The sequence below is a fragment of the Mesorhizobium sp. M2D.F.Ca.ET.226.01.1.1 genome, from assembly GCF_004022705.2.
Taxonomy (GTDB): domain Bacteria; phylum Pseudomonadota; class Alphaproteobacteria; order Rhizobiales; family Rhizobiaceae; genus Mesorhizobium.
On sequence record NZ_RZOY02000005.1, the window covers coordinates 320297 to 334507 of the forward strand.

Annotated in this window: 12 protein-coding genes; 6 read left to right on the plus strand and 6 right to left on the minus strand. The window is 64.7% G+C overall.

All coding sequences use genetic code 11. The features are described from left to right. Positions 1 to 49 precede the first annotated feature (49 nt). Positions 50 to 1297, plus strand: a complete 1248-nt coding sequence (gene kynU, locus EN869_RS14245; protein WP_127226393.1) for a kynureninase — start codon at positions 50 to 52, stop codon at positions 1295 to 1297. Here the strand turns inward: kynU and EN869_RS14250 are convergent. After that, a complete protein-coding gene (locus tag EN869_RS14250; protein WP_127226395.1) occupies positions 1290 to 2933 on the minus strand; it encodes an AMP-binding protein in 1644 nt (547 codons plus the stop codon). The two genes, kynU and EN869_RS14250, sit on opposite strands and share 8 nt — an antisense overlap. A gap of 250 nt (positions 2934 to 3183) precedes the next feature. On the opposite strand from EN869_RS14250, the gene EN869_RS14255 reads away from it, so the two are divergent. Then, positions 3184 to 4014: an alpha/beta hydrolase gene (locus tag EN869_RS14255; RefSeq protein ID WP_127226397.1), complete on the plus strand. Its 831-nt coding sequence runs from the start codon at positions 3184 to 3186 to the stop codon at positions 4012 to 4014. 20 nt (positions 4015 to 4034) lie between these two features. Here EN869_RS14255 and glp read toward each other — a convergent pair whose 3' ends face one another. The 5 genes from glp to EN869_RS14280 are packed head-to-tail and all read right to left on the minus strand — an operon-like array spanning position 4035 to position 9438. Further along, entirely contained in the window at positions 4035 to 5240 is a 1206-nt protein-coding gene (glp, locus tag EN869_RS14260) for a gephyrin-like molybdotransferase Glp (protein ID WP_127226399.1), read from the minus strand. Then, the gene (gene moaC / locus EN869_RS14265; protein ID WP_127226401.1) at positions 5240 to 5722 is read right to left on the minus strand and encodes a cyclic pyranopterin monophosphate synthase MoaC; all 483 of its coding nucleotides are present in this window, start codon (positions 5720 to 5722) and stop codon (positions 5240 to 5242) included. The genes glp and moaC overlap by 1 nt, the downstream gene beginning before the upstream one ends. Further along, complete coding sequence (gene trpC, locus EN869_RS14270; RefSeq protein WP_127226403.1) at positions 5719 to 6531, minus strand: indole-3-glycerol phosphate synthase TrpC; 813 nt, start codon at positions 6529 to 6531, stop codon at positions 5719 to 5721. Before trpC ends, moaC begins: the two co-directional genes overlap by 4 nt. 4 nt (positions 6532 to 6535) lie before the next feature. Then, entirely contained in the window at positions 6536 to 7546 is a 1011-nt protein-coding gene (gene trpD / locus EN869_RS14275) for an anthranilate phosphoribosyltransferase (RefSeq protein ID WP_127226405.1), read from the minus strand. Next, positions 7543 to 9438: a peptidyl-prolyl cis-trans isomerase gene (locus EN869_RS14280; RefSeq protein WP_127226407.1), complete on the minus strand. Its 1896-nt coding sequence runs from the start codon at positions 9436 to 9438 to the stop codon at positions 7543 to 7545. Before EN869_RS14280 ends, trpD begins: the two co-directional genes overlap by 4 nt. 143 nt (positions 9439 to 9581) lie before the next feature. Here EN869_RS14280 and tpiA point away from each other — a divergent pair, with 143 nt between their 5' ends. The 4 genes from tpiA (at position 9582) to EN869_RS14300 (ending at position 14196) form a co-directional block, all read left to right on the plus strand. Then, positions 9582 to 10352, plus strand: coding sequence for a triose-phosphate isomerase (gene tpiA, locus EN869_RS14285; protein ID WP_127226409.1), 771 nt, complete (start codon positions 9582 to 9584; stop codon positions 10350 to 10352). A gap of 147 nt (positions 10353 to 10499) precedes the next feature. Then, positions 10500 to 11006 (plus strand): preprotein translocase subunit SecG, encoded by a 507-nt coding sequence (secG, locus tag EN869_RS14290; protein ID WP_127226411.1) that lies wholly within the window; start codon positions 10500 to 10502, stop codon positions 11004 to 11006. Positions 11007 to 11221: 215 nt separating this feature from the next. Continuing rightward, positions 11222 to 12352: a L,D-transpeptidase gene (locus tag EN869_RS14295; protein ID WP_127226413.1), complete on the plus strand. Its 1131-nt coding sequence runs from the start codon at positions 11222 to 11224 to the stop codon at positions 12350 to 12352. A 206-nt stretch (positions 12353 to 12558) separates the two neighbouring features. After that, the gene (locus tag EN869_RS14300; RefSeq protein WP_127226415.1) at positions 12559 to 14196 is read left to right on the plus strand and encodes a CTP synthase; all 1638 of its coding nucleotides are present in this window, start codon (positions 12559 to 12561) and stop codon (positions 14194 to 14196) included. The last annotated feature ends 15 nt before the right edge of the window (positions 14197 to 14211 follow it).

Here is a 14211-nt window from a genome sequence, read left to right on the forward strand (position 1 = left end):
GGTCGCCTGAGGATGTAGCGGCCTGGTTCGAAGCGGAGGCGGTAGCACAATGAGGGGAATTCCCGATCTTGCCGAGGTCGAGGCAATGGATGCCGCGGACCCGTTGCGCGCCCTGCGCGATCGCTTCGTTCTGCCGGAAGGGGTGATTTACCTCGACGGCAATTCGCTGGGCGCTGCTTCGATCAATGTCTTCAAGGAGATCGAGACGGCCGCAAAGCAGGAATGGGCGCGGGACCTCATCCGCGCCTGGAATACCGCCGGCTGGTTCGACATGCCTGTCCAGCTGGGCGACCGGCTCGGGCGTCTGATCGGCGCCGCGCCTGGCCAGACGGTGGTATGCGACACCACTTCGATCAACATCTACAAGGTCCTGCATGCGGCGCTCGCGATGCGGCCGGACCGGTCGGTGATCGTTGCCGAGGGCGACAGCTTCCCGACCGACCTCTACATGGCGGAAGGAGTGGCTTCGACGCGGCCCGGCACGGTGCTGCGGCTCGAAGGCGTCGATGCGCCGACGATCGAAGACCTGATCGACGACCATGTCGCCGTCATCCTGGTCAATCACGTCAACTATAAATCCGGACGGCTGCGCTACATGGCCGCCCTGACCCGCAAGGCCCACGACGCCGGTGCGCTGATCGTCTGGGACCTCTGCCACACGGCCGGCGCCGTGCCGGTCGATCTCGACGGCTCGAATGCCGATTTCGCCATCGGCTGCACCTACAAATATCTCAATGGCGGGCCGGGCGCGCCGGCCTTCATCTATGCCGCGACCCGCCACCATGGCGACATTAGCCAGCCGCTGAGCGGCTGGTGGGGGCATGCCAGGCCGTTCGCGTTCGAACAGGGTTATGCCGCCGGTTCAGGCATCCGGCGGTTCCTGTGCGGAACGCAGCCGGTGCTGTCGATGCGGGCGCTGAAAGGTTCGCTGGATCTCTGGGACGAAGTCGACATGACGGCCGTGCGCGAGAAAAGCGTCGCGCTGACGGACCTGTTCATCCGGCTTGTCGAAGCCAGATGCGACGCTTTCGGTCTCGAGCTGGAAAGCCCGCGCAACGGCGCCGAACGCGGCAGCCAGGTGTCGTTCGCCCATCCGCATGGCTACCAGGTGATGCGCGCCTTGATCGAGCGCGGCGTGATCGGCGATTTCCGCGCGCCGTCGACCGTCCGTTTCGGCTTCACGCCGCTCTATGTCGGCTACCGGGATGTCTGGCACGCCGTCGAGGTGCTGGAAGACATCCTGCGCACAGGCGCCTGGCAAGAGGCCCGCTATGCGGTCAAGGAAGCCGTCACCTGAAGCGAGCGCTCAATGGGTCTTTTTCCGCGCGCAGACGGAAGCGCTGGATCTTGCCGGTCTGTGTCTTGGGCAGGGCAGCGATGAATTTCACTGACCGCGGGTATTTATAGGGCGCGATCGTCGCCTTGACGTGATCCTGGAGGCGCTTGACGGTCGTGGCATCCGCCGCCGTGCCCGGCACCAGCACGACATGCGCCTCAACAATCTGGCCGCGTTCGGCGTCCTCGGCGCCGATGACGGCGCATTCGGCGACATCCGGATGCGACAGCAGCGCTGCTTCCACCTCCGGTCCGGCGATGTTGTAGCCGGCGCTGACGATCATGTCGTCGGAGCGGGCGGCGAAATGGAAGAAGCCGTCCTCGTCCTGCACGAAGGTGTCGCCCGTCAGGTTCCAGCCGTCACGGACATAGTCCTTCTGGCGGTCGTCGGCCATGTAACGGCAGCCCGTCGGGCCGCGCACGGCCAGCCTGCCCGTCGCGCCGCGCGGCAACTCATGCATCTCGTCGTCTACGATGCGCGCCTCGTAGCCGCCCACCGGCTTGCCGGTCGAAGCCGGCTTCCTGTCGTCGAAGCGATTGGAGATGAAAATGTGCAGCATCTCGGTGGCGCCGATGCCGTCCAGGATCGGCTTGCCGGTCTTTCGCGTCCATTCTTCGAAGACGGGGGCGGGTAGTGTCTCGCCAGCCGAAACGGCAACGCGCAGCGACGACAGGTCGGCGCCTTCGTCCATGGCCTTCAGCATCGCCCTGTAGGCCGTCGGGGCAGTGAAGGAAATGGTCGCCCTGTAGGTCTCGATGATGGCGATCATGTTGGGCGGCGTCGCCTGCTCCAGCAGCGTCGCGGCAGCGCCGAAGCGCAGTGGAAAGATGGCGAGCCCGCCGAGGCCGAAGGTGAAGGCCAGCGGCGGCGAACCGACGAAAATGTCGTCGGGCGTCACCTGCAGAATCTCGCGGGCATAGGCGTCGGCGATGATCATCAGGTCGCGATGGAAGTGCATGGTCGCCTTCGGCACGCCGGTCGTTCCCGATGTGAAGCCCAGCAGCGCGACGTCGTCGCGGCCGGTCTCGACGGCCTTGAAAGTGACGGGCTTGTCGAGCGCCGCGCGATCGAGTTCCGCATCATGGTTGGCGGTGCCGTCAAAGCCGATGACCTGTTTGAGGAAGGCGCTGTCCTTGGCGCAGGCCGTCATCTCGTCCATCAGCCTGGTGTCGCAAAGGGCTATGCCGATTTCCGCCTTGTCGACGATCTTGGCGAGCTCGCCGGCGCGCAGTATCGGCATGGTGTTGACGACGACGGCGCCGACCTTGGTGGCGGCCAGCCAGCAGGCGACCATGGCGGGGTTGTTCGCCGAACGGATCAGCACACGGTTGCCCGGCTTCACGCCATAGTTTTCGACCAGCGCATGGGCCAGCCTGTTCGTCCAGTCCGACAGTTCCTTGTAGGTGCGGCGACGGCCATTGCCGATCAGCGCGGTGCGATCGCCGAAACCCTTTTCGACCAGCCTGTCGGTCAGTTCGACGCCGGCGTTGAGACGCTCGGGATAGTCAAAGCCGTCGAGGAGAAAGTCCGGCCACTGTTCCGGCGGCGGCAGGTTAGCGCGGGTGAACGTGTCGCTGTGCGCTGAGGGTCCAAGCATGTTGCCGCAATCCTCCCTGCTTTCCGGGAGGTTTGCCGCCATCCGGCCACAGCCTTTCGTGCGACGCCAGCTGAGGGGCGAGCGGGTGCAGGCTTTGGCTTTTCAGCAGACCTCCCATTGTCGGCTGTCGTCAGGCAGGATCGCATCAGGTGCAATTTGTTTCAAGCCTAAAATGTTTTTACTCGCAGCATTGACGCGATCTCCGCAGCCGGCCATTGCTGGGTCAACCTGAATGTCCTGGGAGGGGCTGTTGGTCGACCATCGGATCACGGATTGGGACAATGCCTACGCAAACGGCGCGAACATCGCCGGCAGCGACCGCTGGCCGGCTGCCTGGGACGGTCCGGCGCAGGCATTTCGCGAAAAGCTGTTGGCGCAGGGCAGAGCGCGGCTCGACATCGTCTATGGCGAGGCGCCGCGCAACCGGTTCGATCTCTTTCTCCCACCGGCCGCGCCGAAGGGGCTCGTGGTGTTCATCCACGGCGGCTACTGGATGGAGTCGCACAAGAACTCCTGGTCGCATCTGGCCGCAGGTGCCGTCGGTCGCGGCTTCGCCGTCGCCATGCCTTCCTATACGCTTTGCCCGCAGATCAGGATCAGCGGCATCGTCACTGAAGTCGCGGCCGCGATCGGCAACGCGGCAGCCATGGTCGATGGCCCGCTGATGCTGAGCGGGCATTCGGCCGGCGGACATCTCGCCAGCCGCATGGTGACCGTGACATCGCCGCTAGCGTCCGATGTGGCGCGGCGCATTCGCAAGGTCGTTTCGATCTCAGGCCTGCAGGACCTTCGGCCGCTGATGTCCACCGCGCTGAACCAGACCCTGAGCATCGACGAGACGGAAGCTTTGGGCGAAAGCCCGGCATTGCTGCGGCCTATGCAGGGAGCCCACATCACCTGTTGGGCCGGGGGCGGCGAGCGTTCGGAATTTCTTCGCCAGAGTGCGCTGCTCGCCAATATCTGGATTGGGCTCGGCGCCGCCACCGATTTAGTGGTCGAGCCGGACCGGCATCATTTCGACGTTGTGGATGGCCTCGCCGATCCGGATCATGCGCTGACCCGCAGGCTGGTCGACGAATAGCTTAAGACTAAGCAGACCTATTACCGCAGCATCAGCACGCTGCATTCGGCGCCGGCTTCCGCGGCCGGAGCGAAGGGCTCGCGCACGATCAGGCCGTTGGCGTCGGCCAGCATTCTAAGCATCGAGGAATCCTGGATGCCGAAGGGCGTCGCGACCAGCGTGCCGGCGTCATCGCGCACCACGGCGCGCACGTAGTCCTGCCTGAGATCGTTAGCCTGCATCGCGGTTCCCAGCCGGGCCCTTCGCACGTCCTGCTTAAGATCGCGGCCGCCCAGCCGGGCGAGCAGCGGCTTGAGGAAGAGCTGCGAGCACACGATGCTTGCCACCGGATTGCCGGGCAGGCCGATGCAGCGGACATTGCCAAGCCGGCCAAACATCAGCGGTTTGCCGGGGCGCATGGCGATCTTCCAGAAGTCGAGCGTCATGCCTTCGCCGGTGAGCACGTCATGGATCAGGTCGTGGTCACCCACTGAGGCGCCGCCGAGGGTGACGATGACGTCGGCGCTCGCCTCGACCGCTTTCCGGACAAGCGCGGCGATCGCCTCCTTGCGGTCGGCGGCGATGCCGAGATCGAGCGCGCGCGCGCCGACGGATTGCGCAGCGGCGGCAACGCCATAGGCGTTGGAGGAGATGATCTGGTCGGGGCCAAGGGTGCTGCCCGGCGGCAGCAATTCGTCGCCGGTGGCGATGATGGCGACCAGCGGGCGCCGCACGACATTCAGGCTCGGGTGGTTGGCCGATGCCGCAAGCGAGAGCGCCGCCGCATCGAGCACGCGACCCTTGTCCAGCAGCACGTCGCCCTCGCCGAAATCGAGGCCGCGGCGACGGATATTGCGTCCTGGTACGGTCGGTTCCGTGACTTCGATCTTGCGGTTGCCGAGGTCGCGGACGTTTTCCTGGATGACGATGGTGTCGGCGCCTTCAGGCAGCGGCGCGCCGGTGAAGATGCGCACAGCCTGGCCTTCGCCGACGGTTCCTGAAAAGCCGCGCCCGGCAGGTGCAGTGCCTATCACCTCCAACTGCGCTGGAGCTGAGGCAACATCGGCGGAACGCGCGGCATAGCCGTCCATGGCCGATGCGTTGAAGGGCGGCTGCGTGCGCAGCGCCGCAACCGGCTCCGCCAGGACCCTATCGGCCGCTTGCGCGAGCGGAATGCTTTCACCGGGCAACGGTGCTGCGCCGTCGAGCAGGCGTTCGAGCGCTTCGGCGACTGGAACCAACGGCATCAGGAATCGGCCTTGTAGTCGCCCGACTTGCCGCCGGTCTTCTCGACCAGCCTTATGCCGGAAATCACCATGCCGCGGTCCACCGCCTTGGCCATGTCGTAGATGGTGAGGCAAGCGACCGAGGCGGCGGTCAGCGCCTCCATCTCTACCCCCGTCTTGCCGGTGACGCGGGCGAGCGCCGTGACCTTCAGGCCAGGCAACGCACGATCAGGTTCGATCTCGACGGCCACTTTGGTCAGAAGCAGCGGATGGCAAAGCGGGATCAGCTCATGCGTCTTCTTCGCTGCCATGATCCCGGCGATGCGGGCGGTGCCCAGCACATCGCCCTTCTTGGCGTCGCCGGCCAGAATCATCTCCAACGTTTCGGGCCGCATGGTGACGAAACCTTCGGCGATCGCCGTGCGGGTCGTCTCGGCCTTGTCGCCGACATCGACCATGTTGGCTTCGCCCTTGGCGCCGAGATGGGTGAGTGCCATGCTCAGACGGCCTCAGTTGCTGCCTTGCCCGTCAGCAGAAGCTCGGTCGCCGCGGCCACGTCTGCCTGCCGCATCAGGCTCTCGCCGACGAGGAAAGTACCGATCTTGCTCTTCTCCAGCCGGCGACAATCCTGATGGGTGAAGATACCGCTTTCGCTGACCAGCAGCCTGTCGGCAGGCACCATGGCCGCCAGCCGCTCCGAAACATCGAGGCTGGTCTCGAAGGTTCTCAAATCGCGGTTGTTGATGCCGATCAGCCGCGACGACAAGGTAAGCGCGCGCTGCATTTCCCTTTCGTCATGCACCTCGATCAGCGCGTCCATGCCAAGCTCGAAGGCGGTCGCTTCCAATTCCCTGGCCAACGCGTCGTCGACGCTAGCCATGATGATCAGGATCGCATCGGCGGCCCAGGCGCGCGCCTCATAGACCTGGTAGGGATCGAACAGGAAATCCTTGCGCAGAGCCGGCAGGCGCACCGCCGCCCGCGCGGCCGTCAGGAATTCCGGCGCCCCCTGGAAGGATGGCGCATCGGTCAGCACCGATAGGCAGGCAGCACCACCTTTCTGATAGGCTTTTGCCAACGCGGGGGGATCGAAATCGGCGCGGATCAGGCCCTTGGAGGGGCTCGCCTTCTTGATTTCGGCGATCAGCGCGAAGTTGCCGGACCTGCGCTTTGCCTCCAGCGCCGCGAGAAAGCCGCGCGGCGCGTCCGCGTCCTTCGCACGCGCCTTGATTTCGGCCAGAGGCACGCGCGCCTTTGCCGCGGCGATCTCTTCGCGCTTGTAGGCTTCGATCTTGCGCAGGATGTCCGACAAGGCCTTATCCGTTCGAAATCTCGACGAGCTTGTCCAGTACGCCAAGCGCGCGGCCACTGTCGATGGCTTGCGCCGCCGCGGCGATGCCGTCGGCAAGCGTCGTTACCTTGCCGGCCACGACAAGCCCGGCGCCGGCATTCATCAGCACCGTGTCGCGATAAGCGCCGGCGCCGCCGCCCAGCATGTCGCGCAGTTCCTTGGCGTTGTAGGCCGCGTCGCCCCCGCGCAGTTCTTCCTTGGTGTGCCGCTTCAGGCCGACGGCTTCCGGCGTCAAGGTGAAGCTGCGGATCTCGCCGCCGGCAAGCTCCGCCACCTGGGTCTCGCCCGTGGTGGTGATCTCGTCATAGCCATCGCCATGGACAACCCAGGCATGATCGGCGCCCAGCGCCTTCAGCGTCTCGGCCACCGGCATGATCCACTCCGGCAGGAAGACGCCGACCATCTGGCGGCTGACGCCGGCGGGGTTCGACAGCGGTCCGAGCAGGTTGAAGATGGTGCGCGTGCCGAGCTCGACGCGGGTCGGCCCGACATGCTTCATCGCCGGGTGGTGCGCCGGCGCGAACATGAAGCCGACGCCGGCCTCGCCGATGCAACGGCCGATCATTTCCGGCGAAATGTCTATTTTGACCCCCAGCGCCGTCAGCACGTCGGCCGAGCCGGTCAGCGAGGAGAGGCCGCGATTGCCATGCTTTGCGACGGGCACGCCGGCCGCGGCGATGACAAAGGCCGACGCCGTCGAAATGTTGACCGAGTGCGAATTGTCGCCGCCTGTGCCGACGATGTCGATCGCGCCGTGCGGCGCCTCGACGCGCAGCATCTTGGCGCGCATCGTGGCGACCGCGCCGGATATCTCGCTCACCGTCTCGCCACGCACCCGCAGCGCCATCAGGAAGCCGCCGATCTGGCCGGGCGTCGCGTCGCCAGACATGATGATGTCGAAGGCCTCGCGGGCTTCCTCGAAAGACAGCGCGGTGCCGGTGGCGACCTTGGCGATGTGTGTCTTCAGCGCGCTCATCGTGTCTGTGCTTGCGAAACGGCGTTCGGATCGATGCGGACGTTGTATTGCGACTGCAGCTGCGCCACCAACTGGTCGAGCAGATCATCGGACATGCCGGCGCCGAAGGATTTCTGCGCGTCGTCCGGCACCGAGCTGCCATCGGCGCCCGCCGGCTCGAAGACCTCGGCGACCTTGAACAGGATCTGACCGTCGCCGGTGGGCGAGGGGATCAGACCGGTGCCGCCTTCGCCGACGCCGAACATGGCCGCAGCACCCTCCTTGCCGAAATCGGCATCGTCGGCTTCGCGCTTCAGGCCGCGCTTGGTCTGTTTCTCGAGCTTGAGTTCGCCGGCGATGACGTCGAGTGTGGTGCCGGCCTTGAGGCGCTTCTCCAGCTCCTCAGCCTTCGCGTCGAGCCGCTTGTTGGTCTCGGCCTCCGACCAGTCGGCCGCGACCTTCTTGCGGACTTCATCCAGCGTGCGGTCGCGCGCCGGCGTTATCGACTGCACCTCGTAGAAGACAAAGCCATTGTCCGTGGTAGTCAGGCCCTCATTCTCGGTATTGGGCTCGGCCGCGAACACCGACTTAATGAGGTCCGCCGATTCCGGCAGGTCCTTGACGATCGTGCCGTCCGGCCGCAGGCCGGTGCGATCAATGGCGTCGATGGTGACGACCTTGAGCTTCAGCTTGTCGGCGGCCTGGGCGAGCGAGGCGCCCGAAGCGCGGGTGTCCTCATAGCTGTCATGCACGTCGAGCAGGATGCGGCTTGCTTCGCCGAGCGCCAGGTCCTTGCGGATCTGATCGGACACTTCGGAAAGCGGCTTCACGACCTGCGGCTTGATCTCGGTGACGCGCAGAAGCACGGGGCCGAAGGCGCCCTGGACGACCGGGCTTACCTCGTTGACATTGAGCGAGAAGGCCGCATCGGCGACCGCCTTGTCGGCGATCTTGTCCCTTGCCAGCGTGCCGAGCAGCGTATCGGCCTGCGTCTTGCCTTCGGCGGTGACGAGCTTGTCGAAGGTAGCGCCCGCCTTCAGCGAATCGTAGGCGGCCTTGGCCGCGTCCGGCGTCTTGAACACCAGCTGCTCGATGGTGCGGGTCTCGGGCATCGTGTAGCGCGCGACATTCTTCTTGTAGTCGTCGCTGACTTGCTGGTCGGTCACCGCGGACGGGTCCATGATGTCCTGCGGCTCAAGCCGGACATAGGAGAACTTGCGGTATTCCGGCGCCGCGTAGTTCTTCTTGTTGGCGTCGAAATAGCTGTTGAGGGCGCTGTCGGACGGCGCCTCGATCGGCTGCACCAGTGTCTTGGGCAGCACGAGATAGTCGATCGTGCGATCCTCGCCGCGATAGAGCGAGACCGCCTTCAGGAAGGTCTGCGGCACCTTGAGGCCGTCGGAGATCGCCTCGACGATCTGCTGGCGCACAGCCACCTGCGAGCGGTTCTTGAGATAGTCCTCCGGCCGCATGCCGAGCTGGCGCAGCAGATACTCGAAGGTCCGGCGATCGAACTGGCCGCTGGGACCCTTGAAGGCGGGATCCTCGCGCGTCAGTTCGGCCAGCCGGTCCTTGGAAAGGCCGAGTCCGAGCTTGCGCGCCTGCTCGTCGAGCACGGCGCCCGACACGAGCTGCGCCAGCACCTGGTTGTCGACACCGAGCAGCTTGGCCTGTTCGTGGGTGACGCGCTGGCCATATTGCTGCGACAGCATGCTGACTTGGCGATCATAGGCGAGGCGATATTCGTTGATCGAGACCTCCGTGCCGCCGGCAGTGATCACCGGGTGATGACCACCCAGTATGCCACCCACCATGCGCGTGGTGGCGCCCCAGGCAAGGAAGCTCACCACCAGCAACGACAGCAACGCCTTGGCGACCCAGGTACCCGCCGCGCTTCTCAACAAACCAAGCATGCATACTTCCGATTTATGCGCATTTTCGCGTGCGCCGAGTCTGAAACAAGCGCAATAGCGCCCTTCCGGTCCACTGTCGATTGCTTTGTGACCTGATTTTGGTAGTGAGGGCGCTGCTTAATGTCGCTCGGAGAATGCGTCCCATGACCCCTGGAATCCGCCCGCTTGTTGCCGGCAACTGGAAAATGAACGGCACCAGCGCCTCTCTCGCCGAGCTGCGGTCGATCGGCAACGGCTTCATGAGCGGGCTCGATGCCGAGACCGAGGCTGTGGTCTGTGTGCCGGCGACGTTGCTCCAGCGCGCAGCCGAGATCCTGTCGCGCACGCCCGTCCGGGCCGGCGGCGAGGATTGCCATGCCAAGGAGAGCGGTGCCTTCACCGGCGAGATTTCGGCCGAGATGCTCAAGGACGCCGGCGCAAGCCATGTCATTGTCGGTCATTCCGAGCGCCGCGAACTGTTCGGCGAGGACGATGCGACGGTCAACGCCAAGGCCTCTGCGGCCTGGCGGGCGGGGCTGGTGGCCATCATCTGCATCGGCGAGACGCGCGCCGAGCGCGAGTCGGGCGCCACACTCGATATATTGTCGCGCCAGCTCGAAGGCTCGGTTCCGACAAGCGCCACCGTGGCGAACACCATTGTTGCGTACGAGCCGGTCTGGGCCATCGGTACCGGCCTGACCCCCACCGCTGCCGACGTGGCCGAGGCGCATGCCCATATCCGCCGCAAGCTGACCGGATTGCTTGGCGACGCCGCGGCGAAGATGCGCATTCTTTATGGCGGCTCGGTCAAGCCTTCCAATGCGGTGGAACTGCTCGGCGTCGAGAATGTCGACGGCGCGCTGGTCGGCGGCGCCAGCCTCAAGGCGGCCGACTTCCTGGCCATCGCGGAAGCTTACATGAACATCGCTTCCTAGGCTCGCACGACATAAATCGTTGCAATGGCCGCATTGGCTCCCATATTCCCGGCCACGGGCTTGGAAATGCCGCCAAAGCATTGTAAGGAGCCGCCTCCAAAACACCGGTCACATGCGCGGTCGCGCAAGACCTCGCCAGGATAAATTATGGAAACCGTACTGATCGTCATCCATCTCATGGTCGTGCTCGCCCTTGTCGGCGTGGTGCTGCTGCAGCGCTCCGAAGGCGGCGGCCTGGGCATCGGCGGCGGTTCCGGTTTCATGACGGCGCGCGGCGCCGCCAACGCGCTGACCCGCGCCACCGCGATCCTCGCGGCGGCCTTCTTCGTGACCTCGCTGGCGCTTTCGATCATTGCCCGCTACGGCGAAAAGCCCATCGATATCCTCGACCGTCCGGCGACGTCGAGCCAGGGCAGCGGCGTGCTCAACCAACTGCCGGGTTCCAATGGACCGGTGGGCACCTCCAAGCCTGCGGCTCCGGCCGGCGGCACGGCTCCCGCGACCCCGTCGAGCGGCACGGCGACCACCACGCCGCTTGCCAACGGCACCACCGCGCCGGCTCCGGCTCGGGCCACAACGCCTGCTCCGGCTGCGCCGGCGCCGGCCACTAACGGCGTCACCTTGCCGGTCACCCCGCAGGTCCCGAACCAGTAGCCAGCCAAGGACCGGTCCGCGATCTGTGGTTCTTTGAACACAGTCGCGGCAAATGCGCGTCGGATCACAAAGATTCAACTGGGCGTAGCGCCTGCCTCAGCTTGAGGCGGTGACGGCTAATCGATTATAGATTGCGCGCGGCACATTATCGGCGTCCTTGGGGGGCGCCGGGCGACGCCGTGGGCAACTTGCTTTTGAACAATCGGATCTTCGCCATGCAGCTTCGCAGCTTCATCCTTCTGGGAGTCTGTGCCGTCCTCGGTATGGGTTCCGCGGCCATTGCCGGACCGGCAAACCTGGCCACTTCCCCGTCGGTCGAGACAACCGACGCTATTCCAATCGTCGCCACCAAGAGCGACGCATCGCAGCTGAAGCTTCTCAAGAAGAAGAAAAACCCGACCTCGGGCGATCTTGCACAGATCAGCAAGCTCGAGGCCAAGATCGCCGTTAACAAGGAATCCGCCAAGGAAAAGGCGCTCGAAGCTCGCAAGCTGGCGATGCGCGAAGCGGCCAAGGCCAAGGCCGACGCAGCGCGCCAGGAATGGCTCGCCAAGAAGGGCGGCAGCGACGCTTCGACTGAAGTCGCAGACGCCACGCCGGCCAAGAAGACCACCAAGATCATCGCGCCGCTGGACCCGATAGCGCCGCTCGCTCCGGTCAAGACCGAAGAGCCGATCCCGGCCGAGGCCATGAACATCACCGCCACCGGCAACAATGGCGAGTTGCGCAGCGAGCAGCCCGGGCAGAAGCAAACGAGCAGCGGCGGGCTGTTCGCAGGCCTGTTCGGCGGTGCCTCGGTGTCTTCGATCAGCTATCTGCCAGAGACCCGCGCACTTGATTCGGCGCTCGCCAGGAAGGACGCCAAGCGGCCGTTCAAGGTGAAACCCGAATTCGTGCCGCAGGATGTCACGTTCACCGGCTATGAGCCGGGCACCATCGTCATCGACACCAGTGCCCGCCGCCTCTACCTCGTCGAGTCGTTTTCCACCGCGCGGCGCTATGCGATCGCCGTCGGGCGCGAAGGCCTGCAGTTCAAGGGCACGGTGGCGGTCGGCGACAAGCAGGAGTGGCCGCGCTGGATCCCGACGCTCGATATGCAGAAGCGCGAGCCGAAGCACTATGGCCAGTACAAGGACGGCATGCCCGGCGGCGGCGAGAACCCGCTCGGCGCGCGCGCCATCTACCTCTATGACGGCAAGAAGGACACGCATCTGCGCATCCACGGCACGATCGCGCCGCAGTCGATCGGAACCAGCGCTTCGAATGGCTGCTTCCGCATGATCAATGAGCACGTCATGGATCTCTACAGCCGCGTCAAGATCGGCACTAAGGTCGTTATTATCTAACGATTTTCATCATACTGCCGAAAGGGCCGGCACCGCCGGCCCTTTTGTTTTGAGTTTCTGTTTTGACGGAAGTCGTTCTCCCAAACTGCTTAGCACCTTTGGGTGACGTGTTTCGCAAAAGCCCCTGGCGGGCACCGGCGCCATTTTGGGAAAAAGCCTTCGCGGCGGTTTTTTCTCTGGCGGAATCAATCAGGCCGCGTTAAGCGATGACTCCCATGGCGCGATATGTATTCATCACAGGCGGCGTGGTTTCCTCACTCGGAAAAGGCATCGCCGCAGCAGCTCTTGGGGCTCTTCTGCAGGCGCGAGGCTATCGCGCGCGGATCAAAAAGCTCGATCCCTATCTCAATGTCGACCCCGGGACGATGTCGCCGTACCAGCACGGCGAAGTGTTCGTGACCGATGACGGCGCCGAGACCGATCTCGATCTCGGCCATTACGAGCGCTTCACCGGGCGCTCGGCGAACCAGCAGGACAACATCACCACCGGCCGCATCTACAAGAACATCATCGAGCGCGAGCGGCGCGGCGACTATCTTGGCGCCACCGTGCAGGTGATTCCGCACGTCACCGACGAGATCAAGCATTTCGTGCTCGACGGCAATGACGACTACGACTTCGTGCTGTGCGAGATCGGCGGCACCGTCGGCGATATCGAGGCGATGCCGTTCCTGGAAGCCATACGCCAGCTCGGCAACGACCTGCCGCGCAACAATGCGGTCTATGTGCATCTGACGCTGATGCCCTACATCCCGACCGCCGGCGAATTGAAGACCAAGCCGACGCAGCATTCGGTCAAGGAATTGCGCGGCATCGGCATCGCGCCGGACATACTCCTGGTGCGCGCCGACCGGCCGATCCCGAAGGAAGAGCGCCGGAAGCTGTCGCTGTTCTGCAACGTGCGCGAAAGCGCCGTCATCCAGGCGCTCGACGTGCCGCACATCTATGACGTGCCGATGGCCTATCATCAGGAGGGGCTCGATTCGGAAGTGCTGGCCGCCTTCGGCATCGACCCGGCGCCGAAGCCGCGCATGGAGCCCTGGCAGGCGCTGTCCAAGCGCATCCACAATCCGGAAGGCGAAGTGACCATCGCCGTCGTCGGCAAATACACCGGCCTCAAGGATGCCTATAAATCGCTGATCGAAGCGCTGTCGCATGGCGGCCTGGCCAACCACGTCAAGGTCAAGCTCGACTGGATCGAGAGCGAGATATTCGAGAAGGAAGATCCGGCGCCGTGGCTGGAAAAGGTGCATGGCATCCTCGTTCCCGGTGGCTTTGGCGAGCGCGGCTCCGAGGGCAAGATCCTGGCCGCCAAGTTCGCGCGTGAGCGGAAAGTGCCTTATTTCGGCATCTGCTTCGGCATGCAGATGGCCTGCATCGAGGCGGCACGTTCGCTGGCTGGTGTCGATCACGCCTCGTCGACTGAGTTCGGCCCGACGGATGAGCCCGTCGTCGGCTTGATGACCGAATGGCTGAAGGGGAACATGCTTGAGAAGCGCCGCGCCACCGGCGACCTCGGCGGCACCATGCGGCTCGGCGCCTACCAGGCCGAGCTCGCCAAGGGCTCGAAGATCGCGGACATCTATGGCGACACGCAGATTTCCGAGCGCCACCGGCACCGTTACGAAGTCAACATCGACTACAAGCAGCGGCTGGAGGATTGCGGCCTGGTCTTTGCCGGCATGTCGCCCGACGGCGTGCTGCCGGAGACGGTCGAATATCCCGACCATCCGTGGTTCATCGGCGTGCAGTATCACCCCGAACTGAAGAGCCGGCCGCTCGAACCGCACCCGCTGTTCGCCAGCTTTATTTCGGCGGCGGTGGACCAGTCGCGCCTCGTCTGAACCATCGGCTGGCGA

What these genes read in the sequence shown, in the direction of transcription:
- kynU (WP_127226393.1), top strand. Translation starts at nt 50, where the DNA reads ATGAGGGGAATTCCCGATCTTGCCGAGGTCGAGGCAATGGATGCCGCG.
- glp (WP_127226399.1), bottom strand. Translation starts at nt 5,240, where the DNA reads ATGCCGTTGGTTCCAGTCGCCGAAGCGCTCGAACGCCTGCTCGACGGC.
- EN869_RS14295 (WP_127226413.1), top strand. Translation starts at nt 11,222, where the DNA reads ATGCAGCTTCGCAGCTTCATCCTTCTGGGAGTCTGTGCCGTCCTCGGT.
- EN869_RS14250 (WP_127226395.1), bottom strand. Translation starts at nt 2,933, where the DNA reads ATGCTTGGACCCTCAGCGCACAGCGACACGTTCACCCGCGCTAACCTG.
- EN869_RS14280 (WP_127226407.1), bottom strand. Translation starts at nt 9,438, where the DNA reads ATGCTTGGTTTGTTGAGAAGCGCGGCGGGTACCTGGGTCGCCAAGGCG.
- tpiA (WP_127226409.1), top strand. Translation starts at nt 9,582, where the DNA reads ATGACCCCTGGAATCCGCCCGCTTGTTGCCGGCAACTGGAAAATGAAC.
- EN869_RS14300 (WP_127226415.1), top strand. Translation starts at nt 12,559, where the DNA reads ATGACTCCCATGGCGCGATATGTATTCATCACAGGCGGCGTGGTTTCC.
- secG (WP_127226411.1), top strand. Translation starts at nt 10,500, where the DNA reads ATGGAAACCGTACTGATCGTCATCCATCTCATGGTCGTGCTCGCCCTT.
- trpD (WP_127226405.1), bottom strand. Translation starts at nt 7,546, where the DNA reads ATGAGCGCGCTGAAGACACACATCGCCAAGGTCGCCACCGGCACCGCG.